Annotated in this window: 19 protein-coding genes; 15 read left to right on the top strand and 4 right to left on the bottom strand. The window is 47.8% G+C overall.

The features are described 5' to 3' along the window. Window positions 1-7 precede the first annotated feature (7 nt). Window positions 8-1,072 carry a dual-specificity RNA methyltransferase RlmN gene (gene rlmN, locus BLV66_RS07045; protein WP_086987183.1) on the bottom strand — a complete coding sequence of 355 codons (1,065 nt, stop codon included), beginning with the start codon at window positions 1,070-1,072 and terminating at the stop codon, window positions 8-10. A gap of 204 nt (window positions 1,073-1,276) precedes the next feature. After that, window positions 1,277-2,554, bottom strand: coding sequence for an NRAMP family divalent metal transporter (locus tag BLV66_RS07040; RefSeq protein ID WP_086987184.1), 1,278 nt, complete (start codon window positions 2,552-2,554; stop codon window positions 1,277-1,279). Between the two features lie 240 nt (window positions 2,555-2,794). Here BLV66_RS07040 and BLV66_RS07035 point away from each other — a divergent pair, with 240 nt between their 5' ends. The 9 genes from BLV66_RS07035 to BLV66_RS06995 all read left to right on the top strand — a co-directional run bounded on the left by BLV66_RS07035 (window position 2,795) and on the right by BLV66_RS06995 (window position 9,766). Next, window positions 2,795-3,172 carry an iron chaperone gene (locus tag BLV66_RS07035; protein ID WP_086987185.1) on the top strand — a complete coding sequence of 126 codons (378 nt, stop codon included), beginning with the start codon at window positions 2,795-2,797 and terminating at the stop codon, window positions 3,170-3,172. 48 nt (window positions 3,173-3,220) lie between these two features. Continuing rightward, complete coding sequence (locus BLV66_RS07030) at window positions 3,221-3,556, top strand: DUF1622 domain-containing protein (RefSeq protein ID WP_086626767.1); 336 nt, start codon at window positions 3,221-3,223, stop codon at window positions 3,554-3,556. Window positions 3,557-3,766: 210 nt separating this feature from the next. Next, window positions 3,767-4,351 (top strand): nucleotidyltransferase family protein, encoded by a 585-nt coding sequence (locus BLV66_RS07025; protein ID WP_086987186.1) that lies wholly within the window; start codon window positions 3,767-3,769, stop codon window positions 4,349-4,351. Between the two features lie 4 nt (window positions 4,352-4,355). Then, window positions 4,356-6,482: a xanthine dehydrogenase family protein molybdopterin-binding subunit gene (locus BLV66_RS07020; RefSeq protein WP_086987187.1), complete on the top strand. Its 2,127-nt coding sequence runs from the start codon at window positions 4,356-4,358 to the stop codon at window positions 6,480-6,482. Next, window positions 6,479-6,955: a (2Fe-2S)-binding protein gene (locus BLV66_RS07015; RefSeq protein ID WP_176974165.1), complete on the top strand. Its 477-nt coding sequence runs from the start codon at window positions 6,479-6,481 to the stop codon at window positions 6,953-6,955. The genes BLV66_RS07020 and BLV66_RS07015 overlap by 4 nt, the downstream gene beginning before the upstream one ends. After that, the gene (locus BLV66_RS07010; RefSeq protein ID WP_086987188.1) at window positions 6,949-7,797 is read left to right on the top strand and encodes an FAD binding domain-containing protein; all 849 of its coding nucleotides are present in this window, start codon (window positions 6,949-6,951) and stop codon (window positions 7,795-7,797) included. The genes BLV66_RS07015 and BLV66_RS07010 overlap by 7 nt, the downstream gene beginning before the upstream one ends. Continuing rightward, complete coding sequence (locus tag BLV66_RS07005) at window positions 7,794-8,408, top strand: hypothetical protein (RefSeq protein WP_086987189.1); 615 nt, start codon at window positions 7,794-7,796, stop codon at window positions 8,406-8,408. Before BLV66_RS07010 ends, BLV66_RS07005 begins: the two co-directional genes overlap by 4 nt. Window positions 8,409-8,418: 10 nt before the next feature. Continuing rightward, complete coding sequence (locus BLV66_RS07000; protein WP_086987190.1) at window positions 8,419-8,937, top strand: nucleoside-triphosphatase; 519 nt, start codon at window positions 8,419-8,421, stop codon at window positions 8,935-8,937. Between the two features lie 109 nt (window positions 8,938-9,046). After that, window positions 9,047-9,766, top strand: coding sequence for a 16S rRNA pseudouridine(516) synthase (locus tag BLV66_RS06995; protein ID WP_086987191.1), 720 nt, complete (start codon window positions 9,047-9,049; stop codon window positions 9,764-9,766). Window positions 9,767-9,802: 36 nt separating this feature from the next. Here the strand turns inward: BLV66_RS06995 and BLV66_RS06990 are convergent, their stop codons facing one another. Beyond that, complete coding sequence (locus BLV66_RS06990; protein WP_086987192.1) at window positions 9,803-10,189, bottom strand: MmcQ/YjbR family DNA-binding protein; 387 nt, start codon at window positions 10,187-10,189, stop codon at window positions 9,803-9,805. 155 nt (window positions 10,190-10,344) lie between these two features. Between BLV66_RS06990 and BLV66_RS06985 the strand changes: the two genes are divergently transcribed. The 6 genes from BLV66_RS06985 (at window position 10,345) to BLV66_RS06960 (ending at window position 19,594) form a co-directional block, all read left to right on the top strand. Next, a complete protein-coding gene (locus tag BLV66_RS06985; RefSeq protein WP_176974164.1) occupies window positions 10,345-10,812 on the top strand; it encodes a MarR family winged helix-turn-helix transcriptional regulator in 468 nt (155 codons plus the stop codon). A 37-nt stretch (window positions 10,813-10,849) separates the two neighbouring features. Then, window positions 10,850-13,066, top strand: coding sequence for an ABC transporter ATP-binding protein (locus BLV66_RS06980; RefSeq protein ID WP_218131807.1), 2,217 nt, complete (start codon window positions 10,850-10,852; stop codon window positions 13,064-13,066). Then, window positions 13,063-14,928, top strand: a complete 1,866-nt coding sequence (locus BLV66_RS06975) for an ABC transporter ATP-binding protein (protein ID WP_086987195.1) — start codon at window positions 13,063-13,065, stop codon at window positions 14,926-14,928. Before BLV66_RS06980 ends, BLV66_RS06975 begins: the two co-directional genes overlap by 4 nt. Before the next feature lie 554 nt (window positions 14,929-15,482). Further along, on the top strand, window positions 15,483-17,000 hold the full coding sequence (locus BLV66_RS06970; protein WP_086987196.1) for an MFS transporter: 1,518 nt from the start codon (window positions 15,483-15,485) through the stop codon (window positions 16,998-17,000). A 251-nt stretch (window positions 17,001-17,251) separates the two neighbouring features. After that, a complete protein-coding gene (locus BLV66_RS06965; protein WP_086987197.1) occupies window positions 17,252-18,727 on the top strand; it encodes an MFS transporter in 1,476 nt (491 codons plus the stop codon). Window positions 18,728-18,739: 12 nt separating this feature from the next. Next, the gene (locus tag BLV66_RS06960) at window positions 18,740-19,594 is read left to right on the top strand and encodes a creatininase family protein (protein ID WP_086987198.1); all 855 of its coding nucleotides are present in this window, start codon (window positions 18,740-18,742) and stop codon (window positions 19,592-19,594) included. Between the two features lie 138 nt (window positions 19,595-19,732). Here BLV66_RS06960 and BLV66_RS06955 read toward each other — a convergent pair whose 3' ends face one another. Then, window positions 19,733-20,065: an iron-sulfur cluster biosynthesis family protein gene (locus tag BLV66_RS06955; RefSeq protein ID WP_086987199.1), complete on the bottom strand. Its 333-nt coding sequence runs from the start codon at window positions 20,063-20,065 to the stop codon at window positions 19,733-19,735. Between the last annotated feature and the right edge of the window lie 471 nt (window positions 20,066-20,536).

Genomic DNA, 20,536 nt, shown 5'->3' with positions numbered 1-20,536 from the left:
AAGTCAATTATTTAGTTGCTTTTTCCAGATGCTTGCTGCGTAGTTGGCCACAGGCGGCATCGATGTCGGTGCCGTGCTCTTTGCGGATAACGCAGTTGATGTTGTTCTTTTTGAGGATATCATAGAATGCCAAAATATCCTTTTTGGTGCTGCGTTCATATTTGATGTGCTCGGCAACCGGATTGTAAGGGATCAGGTTCACGTAGGAAAGGTGACGCTTATCCTTCAATAAGGCGACCAATTCGTGCGCCTGCTCAGGTCTGTCGTTCACGCCAGAGATCATGATGTATTCGAAAGTGATGCGGCGGTTTGTCTTTTCCAGATACTCGTCGATGGCAGCCATGACTTCCTTCAGTGGATGTTTGCGGTTGATGCGCATCATGCGGCTACGGATTTCATCGTTCGGCGCGTGCAGGGACAAAGCCAAGTTGACTTGCAGTCCGTTTTCCGCGAATTCCCGGATCTTCGGAGCCAATCCACTGGCGGAAACGGTGATGTGACGAGCACCGATTGCCAAACCCTTGGCATGGTTGACGATGTTCAGAAAGGCGATGACATTATCGTAGTTGTCGAACGGTTCGCCGATGCCCATCACAACGATGTGACTGACACGTTCGCCATTGCCTTTTTGATCCAAGTAGTGCTGGATCTGCATAATTTGTGCCACTATTTCGCCGGCAGTCAGATCGCGTTGTTTCCGTTTCAGTCCACTTGCGCAGAACGTGCAGCCGATATCGCAGCCAACTTGCGTCGTAACACAGACGGACAAGCCATATTCCTGACGCATCAGGACGGTTTCAATCATAAGTTTGTCTTCCAGCTGGAAGAGGTATTTAGTTGTGCCGTCCGCTGATTCTTGAACGACCACTTGATTCAGGGGCTGCAGCAAGAAGGTGTCGGAGAGAAGGGCAACCAAATCTTTTGACAAGTTCGTCATTTCCGAAAAATCCAGAACGCGTTTGATATATAGCCAGTCCCAGATCTGTTGGGCGCGAAATTTTTTCTGGCCTTGCTCCAACAACCAAGCTTCCAGCTGATCCAAAGTCAATCCATAAATAGAAGGTGTATTCATTTTACTTTCCTTTCTTTACCGTTCAAATTTTCATTCCATATCATAACACATTTTTATGAAAATGGAATTACATCCTTAAAATAAGTGAAAAGGTGCAAAAACGGAAACCGGTTCGCTCTGATGTATGCGTCAAAAAAGTGGCCCCGGATAACTGTTATCCGGGGCCTATTCTTTGTATAAATTTTTTTCGATAAAAGCAGTCTGCTAGAGTCCTAAGAAATCCTTCATGAAAAGAAAGCCGATGCCGAACATAACTAATGTCGCGATGCCGCCGACTACATTTCCCAAACGGTGATTCGTATGGCTGCCCATCACTTTTTTATTGTTGCCGATGAAGAGGATCAGCAGCATCAGAGGCGGAGCCATCAAGCCATTGATGGCTGCGGAATAGTACAAGGCTCTCATCGGATCGATCCCGACAAAATTGATCGTCAGTCCGATGATTGTGGCGATAGTGATGACGCCGTAGAAACCATGCGCCTCTTTCAGTTTCTTACCCAAACCCGTCTCCCAACCGAAAAATTCGGAAATGGCGTAGGACGAGGAGCCAGCCAAAACAGGCACACCAAGCAGACCTGTTCCGATGATGCCCAAAGCGAACAGCCAATAGGCGAAGTCTCCCACCAATGGACGAAGCGCTTGAGCGGCCTCCGCCGCGGAATTGATAGTGGTTATTCCGCTAAGATGAAGGGTTCCGGCCGTCGTCAGCACAATCATGAAAGCAGTGACTGTCGTAAAAAACATCCCGACAATCGTATCAATCTTCATATCCTTTATATCCTTGACAAAGATACGGGGTTTTCCGATGCCGATCCCTTTGATTTTATGCTCGACGATTTCTTTTTCCACTTCTTCGTCGGCTTGCCAAAAAAACAGGTAAGGGGAAATCGTCGTCCCTAAAAATGCCACCACATTAAGTGTAAATTCCCGGGAAGGGTAAAAGGTTGGGATAAGGGTATGCTGAAGAACAACGCCCCAATCCTGGCGGACCGTGAATGCCGTGAAGAAATAAGCGAACAGGGAAAGCGTCAAAAGCATCAGGAATTTTGAATAATTCTTGTAGTCCATAAAAATTTCCAGTACCAAGGTCAGGGCCGTCATGATCAGGATCCAAAAAATGAACGGCAAACCGAGCACCATCTGAGCTACCGCAGCCATCGCGCCCAGATCGGCACCGATGTTGATCGTATTGGCGATGAACAGGAGGGAGATTGCCGGATAGCTTACCCACTTGGGGTAGGATTGTTTCATGATCCCTGTCAGCCCTTTGCCGGATACCATCCCGATCCGTCCGCACATCTCCTGGATAGCAATCGCAAAGATGCACGAAATCGGAGAAAGCCACAACAGATGAAGGCCGAACATGGCTCCGGTCTGCGAGTAGGTGACGATGCCGGATGGATCATCATCAGAGGCTCCGGTGATGACACCAGGTCCAAATTTTTTGAGGAATTTTTTTGTCTTCTTTAGAATTTTGCGCATCTTGCTCACTCCCTTATTGGGTTGTGCATCTGCAATCTGACTTCCTAAAAATAGTTATGTTGGCCATCATCACTGTCGGTAAGCAGTGGTATAAGGGAGCGGTTTTGTCCAGTTATTTTATCTTCTTTGCCATAATCATACCTACTATTCGTTAAGCTTGCAAGCACTTGCATTGCCATATGATATACTATTGACAAGAACGCTAATAATGAAAAATCCAGACTGTTGAGGTGGATAAAAATGGAAGAACCAACTGTAAAAATTGAAACGATCGATGCATATATCAGCCGCTATGATGGGGATATTCAGGCAATCCTGCAGGAGTTCCGCCGGGTGATAAAGGAAGAAGCGCCTGATGCGACCGAGAAAATCAGCTATCAGATGCCGACCTTCTACCTGAACGGGAACCTAGTGCATTTTGCTGTGCAGAAAAATCATATCGGTTTTTACCCGGCACCGAGCGGCGTTGCGGCTTTCAAGGAAGAATTGACGGAATACAAGACCTCAAAAGGCGCCATCCAATTTCCGCTGACGAAGCCTATCCCATATGAGCTTGTGCGTCGGATCGTCCGCTTCCGGGTCGAAGAAGCGAAGCAAAATAAGAAACAGAGCAAATAAAGAACGGATTCGTTACCAAATTTGAATATGGAAAAAGGAGGGACGTTCATGAATCTGCATGCAGTCTTAACCGAAGTCATCCCAACACTTGCGAGCTTAATCGAGGGCATCGGCGTCCTGATCATCCTTTATGGATGCATCAAATCATTGTATTTGTTTTTTAAAGACAAGTTGAATCTGAGTAACAACCAACCGAAACTCGAATTGGCCAAAGCGCTGGCGTTCAGCCTGGAGTTCAAACTGGCCGCGGAAATATTGAAGACAGTCATCATCCAGACGATCGATGAATTCATTGTCCTGTCTGCCATCGTCATCCTGCGGGTTGTGCTGACAGTCGTCATCCATTGGGAAATCAAAAGCACCAATTCAGAAGTAGGGGAGTGACTTCCGCAAACAAGCCACGCGCAGAATCAACTTGTGCGTGGCTTGTTTTGTACGGAAAAACTCAAAAGGCAGAATGTTTCCCTGATAATTTTCCTTCCAGTTCTCAACCGGTCCATTGGGAAGCAGAACGATCGGGTGTATAATGGAGACAGGGGGTATAACAAACCAGTTTATATATGTAAGCGCTACTATTATTGAGGGGGTGATTTGATGGGGACGCAAGGCGTCATCTTGGCCGCCGGAAAATCATCCCGGATGTCTGGTGAATCGAAAATGACGATGGATCTGAACGGCAGGACTGTAATTCGAAGAAGTATCGACAGCTTGCGTCCGTTCTGTAACCGCATCATCGTCGTGACAGGGTTACACGTTGAAGCTGTGATGGTTTCAGCCGGACGCTGCCCGGAAGTCATCTTCGTTTACAATCCAGACTGCGAAAAAGGCATGTTCTCCTCCCTGAGGATGGGCTTGCGGCATACTGAAGCGGAACGTGTCCTTATACTACCCGGCGACTGTCCTTTCATCACCCATGAAGTCTGTGAAAAACTGCTGCAGGGTAAAGGGAATATCATTTTGCCTGCCTATCACGGGAAGCGCGGTCATCCAGTCCTGTTGAGCCACCAGGCAATCGAAGGGCTGTTGGCGGATGAGCACTGCCAAAGCCTGCAGGAATACATTTGTGCAAACAAGGCGGAAATCATCGCGGTGGACTGTCCGGAGATTCTATGGGACATCGACACGCCGGAGGATTACGCCAAAGCAGTGGACTATTTTCAAACGAAAGAAGCGAGGTGAAGAGATGGAAACCATCAGCAAATCCATCAAGCGTTTCGATTTCTCCGACAAGGTGGAAGGGAGAGCGGAATACTGCGCCGATCTGCATCCGGAGGGCATTTTGTACGCAAGGACGTTGCGCTCCGAGGTGCCGCGCGCGAAAATACGCGCGATCCGTTTGCCGGAATTGCCGGAAGGGTACACAATCGTCGATCACCATGATATCCCAGGCAAGAACATCGTGCCAATCGTCTATGAGGATCAGCCTTTTTTTGCCGTGGATGAAGTCAATTACATAGGCCAACCGATCCTATTGGTCATAGGCGCGGACAAGGAAATCGTCCTCGATATCATCGGAAAAATAGAAGTGGACTACGAATTGCTGCAGCCGATTCTGTCAATCGAGGCTGCCATGGGACAAACGGATTCTTTCATTTTCGGCGACAAGCCTTATTTTGTCGCCTACGAATACGCAAAAGGCGATCCGGATGCGGCCATCGCCCGGGCGGTCCGGGTGATCGAGGATGAAATCCGCACCGGCTACCAGGAGCACGTCTACCTGGAGCCGCAAGCGATGTTGGGAATCTACGATGGTGAGCGCGTCTCTGTTTACGGATCGATGCAATGTCCGTATTACATCCACAGTGGCTTGAAGCAGGCGCTCGGCTGGGGGGATGAGCGGGTCCGTGTCGTCCAACTGCCGACGGGCGGAGGTTTCGGCGGCAAGGAGGAGTATCCTTCAATCCCGGGAGTCCATGTGGCTTTGGCGGCCATCAAGACGGGTAAACCGGTCCAATTGGTGTTTGACAGGCCGGAAGATATCCGCTCCACGACCAAACGCCACCCCAGCATCATCAAAATCAAGAGCCATTTGGATGCGGAGGACCGCATCATCGCCCGGGAAGTTGATGTCAAATTGGATGCCGGAGCCTATGCGGGCCTCTCCAGCGTCGTGCTGCAGCGGTCGATTTTTTCGGTATGCGGCGTCTATGACATCCCGAACCTGAAAGTGACGGGGAGGGCCTATGCGACCAACAACATCGTGACCGGAGCGTTCCGGGGTTTCGGTGGACCGCAGGCATTCTTCGCCATCGAAATGCACATGGCGCATATCGCTACCGAATTGGGCGTCGATCCGTTGGAATGGCGGAGGAGGTACTTCCTGAAGAAAGGGGATACCTCCTCGACCGGCGGCGTCTTGCATTCCGACATCAAATTGGCTGAAATCGCCGATGCCGTGAACAGACTGTCCGATTATCAGGAGAAGCATAGCGTATTCGGCTCCGATAAGGAATCCTTGCAGGGAATCGGCTGCTCATTCTTCTTCCATGGCTGCGGTTTCACAGGGGCCGGCGAGGCGGAATTGTTGAAATCGCGGGTGAAGCTGAAGAAGTATGCGGACGGAACGGTGGGTATTTTTGTATCGAGCACCGAAATCGGTCAAGGTGCATTGACCACTTTGCGCAAAATCGTCGCCCAAACGCTGGACATTCCGATTGGACAAGTCAAAATGACTTATCCGGACACCGCGGATTGCCCCGATTCCGGTCCCACTGTCGCATCCCGGACGGCCATGATCGTCGGACGTCTGCTGCAGGAATGCGCCAAGGAAGTTAAGCTGCGCTGGGTGGAGGAAACGTTTGAAGTGATGAAGGATTATGTTAATCCGGAACATTTGTCCTGGGACAGCGAAAAGTTGGCAGGGAATGCTTATCCGGAATATTCATGGGGAGCCAATGTGGTCGAAGTGGCAGTCGACCCGCTGACGTATGAAGTCGAAATCACAGGCATTTGGGCGGTATATGATATCGGAACGCCGATTGATGAAAAGATCGTGCAAGGGCAGATCGAAGGCGGCATCATGCAGGGCTTGGGGTACGCAGCCATGGAAAAATTGCAGGCAATCGGAGGCAAACTGTTGCAGGACAGTCTTTCCGAGTATCTGATCCCTTCAGCCATCGATTTTCCGCGGATTGCCCTTGAATTGATCGAAAACCCTTATGCTGGAGGGCCTTTCGGAGCCAAAGGATTGGGTGAGTTGCCGATGATCGGGGCCGCTCCGGCATTTGCGGCCGCTGTGGAACAGGCAATCGGCAAAAAAATCGACCGTATCCCGGTGACCCCGGAATACATCAGGGAGTTGATGACATGATGGATGACATTTCTTTCAAACTGAACGGGCAGGAGATCACATTGAAGATGGATCCTGCCAGAAGGCTGCTCGATGTCATAAGGGAGGATTTTGATTGCAAAGGGACCAAGGAAGGCTGCGGGGAAGGCGAGTGCGGCGCCTGCGCCGTACTGTTGGATGGCCGTTTAGTCAATTCCTGCCTGGTTACGGCAGCGATGGCGGCAGGGAAAAACATCTGGACCATCGAGGGCTACCGGGAGACGGAACGGTTCCAACTGCTGAAGAACAAATTGTCGGAGCACGGCAGCATCCAATGCGGTTTCTGCACGCCGGGCATCATCATGGCGGCCGAAGCATTGTTGTCGAAAAATCCCAATCCGACAGAAGCAGAAGTGCGGGAAGGCATTTCTGGCAACTTGTGCCGCTGCACGGGCTACACGATGATCGTCGATGCCATCCTGTCCGCATCCAGTGAGGGGGAAGTATTATGGTGAACGTATTCGTTCCGGATACTTTGGCGGATGCATTGCGGATCAGGGGGCAGCACGATACGCTGGTCATCAACGGCGGAACCGATGTGATGGTGAAATACAGGCGCTGGAACGGCATGCCGCCGGACTTTCCGCTGGATGTGCTCCATATCGGAAATCTTGCGGAGCTTAAACGCATCGAAATCGCAAAGGACAAAATCATGATTGGCGCAACCGTAACGCTTTCCGAACTGATGGAACATCCGTTTGTGCCGGACTATATCAATTTGCCGATCCGCGAGATGGCTTCCCCCGCCATCCGGAATATGGGGACGCTGGCGGGAAACCTCTGCAACGCCTCCTCATCCGGTGACAGCCTGCCGATGCTTTATGCGCTCGACGCGGAGGTGACTTTGGCATCCGTTCATGGGACGCGCAAGCTCCCCATTCGGCAATTCATCACCTTTGCCAAACAGACGCTGTTGCAGCCTGATGAACTGGTTACAGAGATCATGATACCGATTGCTGATTATACGGTAGCCTATTACCGGAAAATCGGCGGAAGGAAAGTCAACGCCATCTCCAAGGCAAGTTTCTATGCGGTGGCGATTAAAAAAGACGGTGTCGTCGAAGACGTGCGGATCGCATTCGGTTCTGTAGCGCCGACTGCCGTCAGGGACAGAGTCTGTGAAGAGATTTTGATAGGGACAGCGGAAACGGAACTGGATGCAAAAATAGAAACGTTGCGCACGCGATACGTGGAACTGCTTTCACCGTTGGACGACACCCGTTCCACTGCGGATTATCGGCGGCACGTATCTTTGCAGCTGCTGGAGGATTTCATCGGAAAGGGGCTGGCGAAATGAACAAGAAAGCCATTCAGATTGTCTACTGGGGTTCGCTTTGGGGGATAGCCGAGGCGACACTGGGTTATGTGTTGCACATGGCCGCGATCCAACTCCCCGGAGTTCCGGGATTCGTGATGTTCCCTGTCGCCTTTTATTTCATGAGGAAAAGCTACTTGGCGAGCGGGAAGGCCGATGCGGTCTTTCAGGTGGCACTGGTCGCGGCGTTGATCAAGTGCTGCGATTTCCTGATTACGGGGAACATCCCGATCAGGATACTCAATCCGGCGCTTTCGATCCTATTGGAAGGGCTGGCGGTGGCGCTCGTATTCGCCTATGCAGAAAGAAGGAAAACTGATGTCGGCTTCGCATCGGTTTTTTCGATGGGCGTCCTTTGGCGAGCGGTCTTTCTCAGTTATCTATTCCTGATTTCGCTCATCGATCTGCCGGCCGCGCTTGTGACGGACGGACTGCAGGTCAGTCTGCGCTTCCTTCTTTTGGAAAGCTTTGTGAATGCTATCCTGATGGTTGCTTATCTGAAAATCGAAAAAACAGCACGCGTTGTATCCGTGCCCCCGATGGTTGCCTATGCGGCGCTGGCGACAGCCATCATCCTGACGCTTGCGTTTTAGGAGGGACGGCATGGGACGAGTGAACATCATCACAGGTGAAATGGATGCAGGAAAGACGGCGGAGCTGATCAGACTCTACCATGGGTTGCCTGTCGGTACGGCCGACGGTTTCGCCAGCATCAAAGCTTTTTCGGAGCAAGGCGCGTTTGAAGGCTATGATTTGAAAAGATTGGCGACCGGAGTGTCATTTCCTTTCATCAGATTGAACAAGCCTGGTGAAGCGCCGCTTCAAAAGGAAAGCTTCGTATTCGACCGCTTCACTTTCTTGCGGGAGCCCATCGAGGCTGCCGAGCAGGACATCCAAGATATCCTTTCCGATCCGTTGATCCGGACCGTCCTGCTGGATGAAATCGGTCCGATCGAATTGCAAGGGAATGGCTTCTGTAAAGCATTGAAGGTTCTGCTGGAGAGCGATAAGGATCTGTACCTTTGCATCAACCGAAAGACCTTGGATCTGGTGGTAAAAAAATTCGAAATCGGGGCATATCACCTGATTGAAGTTGAAAATCAAACATTCCCTTCGCACTGATGCAAACGAGGGTATTTTTTTCTGATCAAATGATGAGGCTTGCGTCCAGTCCGTTTTCCGCTTAGAATGGAAGAACTGCAAAATAACGGAACAGAAAGGAAGAGGATGGATGCGATTGGACAAACTGCTCAGCGAATGCGGCTACGGTTCGCGAGGCCAAGTGAAAAAATTGATCAGAAGCAAACAGGTCAGCATCGACGGGGAAATCGTGCTAACGGAAAATCACAATGTTGATCCGCAGATCCAGGCGGTCATCGTCTCGGGGAAAACGCTGACGCATCGCACCAATGTCTACTATATGCTGTACAAACCGGCTGGCGTCGTTACGGCGGTATCCGATGAAGGCAATCGGACCGTCATCGATCTGATCGACCCGTCCGACCGCAGACCGGGCCTCTATCCTGTGGGACGGCTGGACAAGGATACGGAGGGGTTGCTGCTGATCACGGACAACGGGCAGTTGGGTTATCAGCTGTTGCTGCCGCACAAAAAAGTGACGAAGCGCTATGAAGTCGTTGTGAATGAGCGCGTGACCGCAGCTGATCAGGAAGCTTTCGCCGAAGGTATCGTCTTCCACGGCGGAACAAAATGCAAGCCGGCCCGTTTGACCATCCTCAGACACGGAGACGACGAAAGCCGGGTGCTGTTGGACATCAGCGAAGGAAAATTCCATCAGGTGAAGAAGATGTTCCTTTCGGTCGGCAAGAAAGTCACCTACCTGAAACGCCTGACGATGGGACCAATCGAATTGGACGAGTCGATTCCTCCGGGGAGCTATCGGCCGCTCAACGAAGCGGAATTGGAACAACTGAAGCCGTATTTCCGCTAGGAAGAAGGCAAATCAACCAAAAAGAGGAGGAGCTGATCACAGCTCTTCCTCTTTTTGGCGTACCATGGCTTTTTTCCTCGGTTTTGTCTGCGTCAATCGATAGCTTTCCGTGATGATCCGGTCCGCAATCGTATAAAGCTCTTCGGAGACGAGCCTCAGGGTGATCCAATGGGTCTTGTTCATATGGTAGGCGGGCATGATTTCCGGAATCGTCTCGCGCAGATAGTCGTTCCGCTCGGGGGTATTCTTGACGTTCAGCCAAATCTCACCGTTCCGTTTATAGATGTAGGCGAAGGTTTTCCGGTTGCCTTCGTGGCGCATGACGGTCCATTCTGAGTCGCCGAATGGGTAATCTTCGATGACGTGTGCGTGCTCTTGGCAAAGGGCGATCAACCGATTCCGGACAGCGATTTGGGGTTCCATAGACGTTCCTTCTTTCCTGTTCATTTTACCATATCTGTATTATATTAAATTTTCCTGAAAATGGCTTGTCTCGTGTCGAATCTATTGACATATAAATGGATAATGCGATAATAGATAGCGTGCTATGTATAACTTTCCGGAAAGGAGGAAATGACTTGATATCAAGAGAGATGATGGGAGCCTATATCCCGATGCTCCATAACCAATTCAAGGAGCAATTGAACCGTTTGGTGGGCAAAATCGATCTGACCACGTCCCAGATCCATGTCCTTTTTTATCTGAGGAACCGTGGCGATGAGGAAGTGATCCAAAAAGACATCGAAGAGAAGTTCAACCTTTCCAATCCGACAGTGACAGGAATCATCAAACGATTGGAAGCAAAGGGGTTCGTCGAGCGGACAGTCAGTTCGAAGGATGCCCGATCCAAGAGCATCCATCTGACCGAAAAAAGCATCGCCGCATCTGAGGAGATGAAGCGGGCTTTGCAAGAAGCCAACAAAAAAGTTTTCGAAGGCTTCACCGAGGAGGAACTGGATGTATTGGAAGAATGCTTCAAAAGAATGCTGCACAATCTGGAAGGCGGCTGCGGCCATGGGCATATGCATAAAAAAGAAAATAACTAAATTTAGGAAAGAATAGGGATAGCAAATGAAAGTGATAATGAAATACTTAAAACCTTTTGCCGGCACGATTCTGATCAGCCTGCTGATTTTGTTCGGGCAGGCGATCGGGGAATTGAGCCTGCCGAATCTGATGAGCGACATCGTCAATACCGGCATCCAGAACGGAGGCGTCGAACAGGAAGCGCCTGAAGCACTCCCGTCTGAAGGGTTTGCGCTCATGACGCTGTTCATGGCTGAGGAAGACAAGGAAACGTTCCAGAACAGCTATCAGCTGATCGAGGGAGGGTCGGCGGAAGCCGACGCCTACAGCGCAGAATTTCCTGAAAGCCAGGAATCTGATTTCTACGTGCTGAATGAAACCGATGCGGAACAACTGACTTCGTTGGAGAGCATCTTCAGCAAAGCAAGCTATAGCTTCGTAACATTCATGAAGGAAATGTCTGCTCAGCAAGGCAATGCCGCGTCAGTCGATGCCGAAAGTGGCTTCGAAGATGTCGATATGAACCAACTATACGCGCTCTTGCCGCAATTGCAGCAGCTACCTCAGCAAGCCTTCACGGCGTCCATGGACGTTGCCGCTGCTGCAGAGCCGATGCTCTACAGCCAAATCGGAATTCTGTTCACGAAACTCTTCTATGAAGATCTGGGAGCGGATATGGATGCGCTCCAAAACCAATATATTATGACAAAAGGCGTACAGATGCTCGCCATCGCAGTTGCTGTCTCCGTTGCTTCCGTAGCGGTCGCATATTTCTCTTCGTGGATTGCCGCGAAAGTGTCCGGCCGGATGAGAAGGGATGTTTTCGCCAAAGTCGAAAGTTTTTCCAACACCGAGTTCGATAACTTTTCGACCGCATCCTTGATCACACGCACAACCAATGACGTGCAGCAGATTCAGCAATTGATCACGATCGGTATACGCATGCTTTGCTATGCACCGATTTTGGCTACTGGTGGCTTGATCATGGCAATCGATAAAAGCGTCTCGCTCGCGTGGACGATCGCTGTTGCGGTCATTGCCCTTGTCGGCATCATGATGACGATTCTATCGATTGCGATGCCGAAGTTCAAAGTGCTGCAGAGCTTGACTGACCGATTGAATCTGGTCAGCCGCGAAAACCTTTCCGGCATGATGGTCATCCGCGCTTTCGGCAATGAACCGTTTGAAGAGAACCGCTTCAACGACGCCAATGAAGACTATACCTTTACGAACCGCTTTGTGCAGCGGTTGATGTCCCTGTTGATGCCGGCGATGATGCTGGTCATGAATGGTGTTTCGTTGCTGATCATCTGGTTCGGTAGTCAGCAGGTCGCTGATTCCTCTCTGCAAATCGGTGATATGATGGCCTATATCCAATATGTGATGCAGATCATCATGGCCTTCTTGATGATTTCGATGATGTTCATCTTCCTTCCGCGTGCTTCTGTATCGGCAACCCGGATTGGGGAAGTATTGGATACCGATCTGAGCATCACAGACCCAATCGATGCGCAACCGAACTTAAAGAATGAAGGCCTCATCACTTTCAAAGATGTTTCTTATCATTATCCGAAGGCGAGTGAGAATGTATTGTCCCATATCTCCTTTACCGCTCGACCAGGCGAAACGACGGCAATCATCGGCTCGACCGGTTCCGGAAAATCGACGTTGATCAATCTGATTCCGCGCTTTTATGATGTGACGGACGGCGCCATCGAAATCGACGGCATCGACATCCGGAAAATGACGCAAGCCGATCTGCGCCGCAACATCGGCTACGTTCCGCAAAAGGGGATGCTCTTCTCAGGGGACATCGCCTCGAACGTTCTGTACGGAAAAGACGACGCTTCGATGGAGGACATCATGAAAGCCATTGAAGTCGCCCAAGCGAAGAACTTCGTATCGGAGATGGAAGAAGGCATCGAAACAGCTATCGCACAAGGCGGCGGTAACGTCAGCGGAGGCCAGAAACAGCGCTTGGCCATTGCCCGCGCGTTGGTTAAAAAGGCGCCAATCTATATTTTTGACGACAGCTTTTCGGCGTTGGATTTCAAAACGGATGCGGCATTGCGCTCGGCGTTGCACGCCTACACGGATAACGCAACCGTTCTGATTGTGGCGCAACGGATCAGCACCATCATGGATGCGGAGCAAATCATCGTCCTCGATAAAGGCAAAATCGTCGGGATAGGGACTCACGATGCATTGATGAAAAACTGTGAGACTTACCAAGAAATTGCTAAATCTCAGCTTTCAGAGGAGGAATTAGCATGAGCGAAATGAAACAAAGAAGGCCGCAAGGCGGTCCTGGCGGAGGGCACGGTCCGATGGCAGGAATGAGCGCGCCGGTCGTTAAAGCTAAGGACTTCAAAGGCGGATTTAAAAAATTGGCCGCTTATCTGTCGCCCTTCAAATGGCTGATGGCAGTCGTCTTCATATTGGCGATCGCTTCTTCCCTTTTTGGGATCGTAGGACCAAAAATCATGGCTTTGGCCATCGACAAATTGGTTGCCGGGGTCATGCTGAAATTCACAGGCGGAACTGGCGAAATCGATTTCGATTATATCGGAACAGTCCTGTTGGGACTCTTGGGCTTGTACGTGCTGAGTGCCGCTTTCTCCTATCTGCAAGGATTTCTGATGTCGGGTGTCTCCGCAAAAGTTTCCTATAAATTGCGCAAAGACATCATGGAGAAAATCAACAAATTGCCGCTGGCCTATTTCCACAAAAACAGTCAAGGGGATGTGCTTTCCAGGATCACGAATGACGTGGACACCTTGAATACCAGCCTGAACCAAAGCCTAACCCAGATCATTACGTCGATCACGACTTTGGTGGGTGTCTTCATCATGATGCTGACGATCAGTTGGCCGCTGACGCTCGTCATTCTTGCTGTGTTGGTCGTTTCCATGATGCTCCTGATGCTGATCATGTCGAAGTCTCAGAAGCACTTTGCCAACCAGCAGAAATACTTGGGTGCGGTCAATGGCCATGTCGAAGAGATGTACGGCGGACATGTGGTCATGAAAGCCTTCAACGGGGAAGAAAAATCCGTTGCCGATTTCGACAAAGAGAACGATCAATTGATCGAAGCAGGGTTCAAGGCCGAATTCCTTTCCGGATTGATGATGCCCTTGTTGAGTCTGATCGGAAATCTTGGTTATGTCGTAGTCTGCATCATGGGTGGCGCGATGGCGGCTGCCGGAAACATGACAATCGGGGATATCCAAGCCTTCCTACAATACGTGCGCAACTTCACGCAGCCTTTGACGCAAGTTGCTCAAGTGGGAAGCCAATTGCAACGGATGGTGGCTGCCTCTGAACGTATTTTCGAATTCCTAGAAGAGGAAGAAGAGACAGTTACTGCAGCGAAAATCGAAATGGCGACCGCTGATGTCAAAGGAAATGTCCGTTTTGAGCATGTTAAGTTCGGTTATGAACCGGATCATCTGGTCATCAAGGACTTCTCCGCGGATATAAAAGAAGGACAAAAAGTCGCGTTAGTTGGTCCTACCGGCGCCGGCAAGACGACGATGGTGAAATTGTTGATGCGTTTCTACGATTTGACGGGTGGAGCCATTTACATCGACAACCACAAACTTACCGATTTCACGCGCAGCGATCTGCGCACGGAATTCGGGATGGTGCTGCAGGATACGTGGCTGTACAACGGCACCATCATGGAGAACATCCGCTACGGGAAACTGGATGCGACGGATGAAGAAGTCATCGCCGCCGCAAAAGCTGCGCAGGTGGATCATTTTGTCCGGACGTTGCCGGATGGTTATGATATGGTCCTGAACGAGGAAGCCAACAACGTTTCTCAAGGAGAGAAACAATTGCTGACGATCGCGCGCGCCATTCTGGCCGATCCGCAAATCATGATCCTGGATGAGGCGACAAGCTCGGTCGATACGCGGACGGAAGTGCTGATCCAGAAAGCGATGGATACGCTGATGCAAGGCAGAACAAGCTTCATTATCGCGCATCGCTTGTCGACCATCAAAAATGCCGACCTGATCCTTTGCATGAACAATGGTGACATCGTCGAACAAGGAACCCACGAAGAACTGCTGGCGAAAGGCGGCTTCTACGCCGACCTCTACAACAGCCAATTCGACGAAGGCGAAGAATAACAAGAAAAGCGTAACGGGTTCTTTCAGGGCTTACCCGTAAAGCTAGCCATCATTATTGGATGCATGAAAAATTTTGAAATCCTATGAAACACCTACGGTGATACACTTTTGATTCCAAAAAAGTTTTCTTAGTATTAGAATAAAACTGCATCATGCAGCCTAAAGAAGATGATCCCGATACGCAATCGGGATCATCTTCTTTATTTTTTTGCCCATTTCCCCAAAAATAGTCGTGAAAACTGATTTGTCAATACCGATTATAAAAAAACTCATCGAAGAGTTCCCGTTTGGAAATCAGATCCTCCCCAAGAAGGACCTAAACCTTTAGAGGATGCCATCGTAGCACACTTATCTAAGTGAGGATGATAGCGTTCACAAATTATTAACAATAAAAAAGTTGTAACCGGTTACCAGCGATGGTATTATTTCCTTAGTTATTACAACTCAGTTTTATCAATCACGTTTCGGACACTTTTAAACGCAACATAGTTTCATAATGTGATAAAGATTGTTGAATTGTAAGCGCTGAATTTCATGATATGGAGGGGATTTTTATGTCAAAAAATGATTCAATGGTTCAAGGGGAAACGAAACTCAATCGCGCCAAACTATGGCAGATCGTGTTATTCACTTTGAATAACTCATCAACAAATATTTATATGTTTGCTTTTGGTTTTGTCACCTATTATTCGACGGGCCTTGTTGGTTTAGCTGCACTATTCGTAAGCCAAATTATGGGGTATATCCGTATCTTTGATGGGGTCATTGACCCTGCTATCGGGGTTTTGATCGATAAGACAGACACTAAATTCGGCAAATATCGTCCCATCATGGTTCTAGGTAACATTATTACTGTACTTTCATTCTTGATATTATTTAATATTCATGGCCTAGGTGATGGAATGAAAATTCCAATTTTCTTACTTTCGTTAGTCGTGCATAAAATCGGTTATTCCTTGCAAGCGACGGTTACAAAAGCCGGTCAAGCAGCATTGACAAGCGATCCAAAACAACGTCCCATCTTCAATATTGTTGATGGTTGGGTAACGACTTTATTGTTTACTGGTGGTCAAATTGTTGTAGCAAACTTCTTGGTGCCAAAATATGGCGGTTTTACTCCGGAATTCTTCAAAGTGTTTATCCCAGGAGTTATGGTCATCTCAGCTATCCTCGGAATTTTGGCAGTTATCGGTATTGCGGAAAAAGACAACAAACAATACTTTGGTATTGGTGAAAAAACGACTAAAACATCATTTAAAGATTATTGGGAAATTGTCAAAGGTAACAAACCTTTGCAAATGTTAACCATGGCAGCAGCTTTTGTGAAGTTCAATTCAGCAATGTTCGGTGACCAAATTGTATTGATGATCCTGTTCGGTATCATCTTTGGTAACTTCGGTCTATCCGGAACGATCTCTTTAGTACTGATTTTGCCTAACCTTATGTTCACTACTTTTGCAGCAACCATTGCTCAAAAAAGAGGCTTGCGGTACTCTTATGTTCGTTATTTGCAAGGTGGCGTTATTTCATTAATCCTATTAGGCGGCTTGCTTTTCTTTGCGAACCCAGGTGATTTGAGCTTCTCTAACCCATCCTTATGGACAGTTGCCTTCGTAATCATTTTTGCTTGCGCGAAAGGATTTACATCCACACCAACAGGCTTAGCCTTGACGATGGCAGCGGATGTCTCCGACTACGAAACAAGTGTTTCCGGACGTTATGTTTCCGGAATGTTGAGCACCATGTTCTCATTGACCGACTCAGTCGCATCATCGTTCGCGCCAATGTCGATTGGTTGGGTCTTAGCTGCTGTAGGTTTTGCAAAAGTATTTCCAACGGCTGACACGCCACTTTCGCCACAATTGCGTATGGCGGGTATTGTATTGCTTGCAGCTTTACCTTTAGCCGGTACACTGATTGCGCTAGCGTTTATGAAATTCTACCCATTGAATAAAGAAACAATGGAAAGCATTCAAATTAAAATTGCAGTAATGAAACAATCTGACCCAAGTGATGATGATGCAGAAATGCCTCAAGCGATCCCTAATACAATCCCTGCAATGAATGACTAAAGCTACGACTTTTCATTTTTGAGCAGAGTGAAAATAATAATGTTAGCGATTTCGTAGATAGTCAGCCTAAACTAAATACCAAAAATAACTCTATCATGTAGCCCGAGAAGATGATGACGATAAACTATCGGGGTCATCTTCTCTTTTTTAATACCATAATTCTGGTGGGAGAATTAGCTGATTTGAAAAATCTAAATTCAGCTAAATATAAAATAGTTCACCAATTATTATAGAGAAAAGAGGAAAATCTTATGGCAGAAGAAAAAGTTGTCAAGCAGCAAAATTCAGCAAACGATATGAAAAGTAAGTTAAGCCTGAAGCATAGATTAGGTTATGGTGCCGGAGATGCTGGTGGGGTTGTTACCCTTGTGTTAATCGGAACGTTTATGAACCGATATATTACAAATATATTGGGAGTATCATTTGCGACGCTATCTGTACTGTTGCTCGTTTGGAATATTTGGGATATGGTCAACGACCCAATGATGGGTACTTTTATGGATAAGTCTTTCTCTAAGGCACATGGCAAAAAAGATAAGTTCCGTCCTTGGATGTTACGCTCTATACCTTTAATTGTTGTTGGTCTTATTGCATTCTTCTCTGTACCATCAATGTTTGAAGGAACCATGCGTTTGGTAGCTATTTTTCTATTAAAAATTATTTACGAGTTAGGTTACACTATGATGAATATTGCCATGGGATCAGTTCTTGGGGTTATGGCCTTAAATGATAAAGAGAGAACTACTTTATCTTCAGCTCGTGGTATGGGATCAACGCTCGGTGGTCTGATCGGTTCAATGGCTATACCGGTGATTCTTGCGCGTTTAGGTGAAAATACAACAGGTTATATGGTTGCAGGTATCTTCGCAGCTGTATTAGGTGGGTTACTTATCTTCTTCCACTATTGGGGAACTGAGGAACGGAATGTTGCAGCAAAACTTGCCGCAGAGGAACAAACAGAACCGACGAAAGTCACAGATATTTTTATTACATTAGCCAAAAATAAAGCTTTCTTGTCGCTTTGTCTGCACTCAATTGTAATTGTATTTGGTCAAAACCTATTCAATGCAACGCTTCCTTACATTTACGGTGATGTATTTGGTGATCTGGGCTTGATGGCATCCGCTTCTGCAATCGGTATGGGTTTACCAGTAGTGCTGTTGCTTATCGCTCCGAAATTGGTAACGTTAATTGGGTCAACTGTTAAGGTAATCCGTACTTATTTATTGCTGAGTACCGTTATCTTTGTGGGTCTATACGTTTGGAAATTAGTGGGTGACTTACCACCTTTCTTCTACATGATTTTTGCCAGCTTAGGGATTGCCTTTATGATGATGTCCGTTCAACTTCAATGGGGTCTTGTTTCAGAATCTATTGACTACAACGAATACATCACAGGAAAACGTTCAGAAGGTTCAATCTATGGTAACTTCTCACTGACAAGACGTGTCGGGCAAATGCTAGCTCAATCACTTGTTGTCTTGATGATTGGCTGGATTGGTTATAGCCAACAGGCCGCTCAAACTGGACAAGCACAATCAGCTGAAACGGTTGAAGGGCTAGTACTATTGAATCTTATTGGCCCAGCAATTTGTGCGTTATTATCATGGGCTTCATTCAAATTTATTTGGAATATTACCGATGAAACACGTATGGAAATGACAACAGCTCGTCAAGCAAGACTTGATGAATTTGCTAAGAAACATGATGAACCAGAAGTACAATAGAGAGGTACGCTCATGAGATTAAGAAGTCACTTATTAAATGTTTTAATCAATGATGAAGTGGAGGCTTACTTAAAGGAGAACGATGTCATCATCGTGCCTTTTGGTCCAACCGAACTCCACGGGGGGCTGCCCTTGGATTGCGAAACCATCTTGGCTGAGGGGATGGCCTTATTGATGGCAGAAAGGACAAACTCCCTTGTCCTTCCGCATGTGCCTTATATTTATTCAGGGGCAACCGCCTCAGGAAAGGGAACCATCCAATTGACCGTCAGGGAAAGTGCCGATATGCTGCATGGTCTTGCACAGTCCTTATTGCGATCAGGCTTCAAAAAGCAGATCTATATCAGCCTGCACGGCCCAGCCCATATCTCAATCAATCCGGTTGTACGTGATTTCTTTGATGAGACAGGGGTAGCTATTCTCTATATTGATGGCATGATAACAGCACAGAAATCCGGCGTCTTTTCAAATCCGAAAGAGATGATGCTTAATTTGGATAAGATGATTCTTGGAGCTTACAAGTTGCGTAATCGTTTGGATGATATATTGTTGACTTCTGAATATGCAGAGCCGGTTACCCAGACACCATCGGTTTTCGGTAACCTGAGTGCCCAAGCCTTTCAATCTGGAGCAACAGGTTATTATTTCAAGGAACATTCAGACCATATGGCAACTTCTGCCATACCTGATATTGAAACGCGAGACCGCATGGCAGAAGAGGGACTGGTACTACTCGATAAGATGGTGGATACAATTGATTTTCCAACTTTACTCAAGGAAATGGCGATCCAAGAAGATTATCTTGAAGAGGTTTACGAGCGTTACCCACACGTGCCAGCTGCCTACAATCGACACAAAAACATTTAAACAAGTTCACCGACTGCTCCCCGTAATATGGGGGCAGTTTTTTTGGATTTAATTTATTCAAAAAAATTCCCGGCGAAATCACGCTTCGCCGGGAAATTCTGTCATAAGAAGGGAACACTTAATCTATTGCCGCTTTTCTCAATCTTTCAACTTCATGTTTTCATAGTTCATATTGGGGTTCAGCAGGCCGCGATTGCTTTTCAGGACGAAAGAAAAGCTGTTGTCGTTGAAGTCGATGATGTTGTCTTCATCCAGTTGCTGCAGGCTGTCCCTGGTGACTTTGACCGCGCCGAAGTTGGTGTCCAAAACGGTGTCGTAGTATGTATTTTTAGTATCGTACGCTCGAATCGTGAACATACTGCTGTCCGGTCCTCCGCAGCCGTAGATGGTGCTCATGTACAAAGAGAGTTCCTCGGTCATCCCCAATTTTCCCAGTCGTTGCATGGCATTTTCTGTGAATGTCAATTTCATTTTCTCTCACCTCTTGTCTTTAATTATAGAGCATGTTCTCACGAAACAAATCGAATATGCTCATCCCGATAAAAATGTTTGACAAGGTGAGAAACAGATGTTATATTTAATTAAATTTTAATAGAAGAGCGATGAAGAGAAGAGTACCTTTCGATCGTCATTCCAGAGAGCCCCAGTAGGTGAAAAGGGGTATGATGAAAAAAAGAGAAGATGGTCTCGGAGCAAAGCAATGCGGATAGTGTTGCTTCGATTTGTGCACGATAGCGCACAGAAGTATAACAAGCGGAAGCTTGCGTACTTTTTAAGGTATGGATCGCGAGGTCCCTACGAACATGGGTGGTAACACGAAGAGCTTTCGTCCCTGTATTTCAATCAGTTGGAATATAGGGACGAGGGCTTTTTTGCTTTATGCAAAATCAGAAAATGAACAGAAGCAACCTCGGCTAATCGGCAATGACCCAAAGAGCAACT

Origin of the sequence: Trichococcus collinsii (genome assembly GCF_900107505.1) — a bacterium.
Lineage (GTDB): Bacteria > Bacillota > Bacilli > Lactobacillales > Aerococcaceae > Trichococcus > Trichococcus collinsii.
This window is presented reverse-complemented; position numbering and strand designations above follow the sequence as displayed.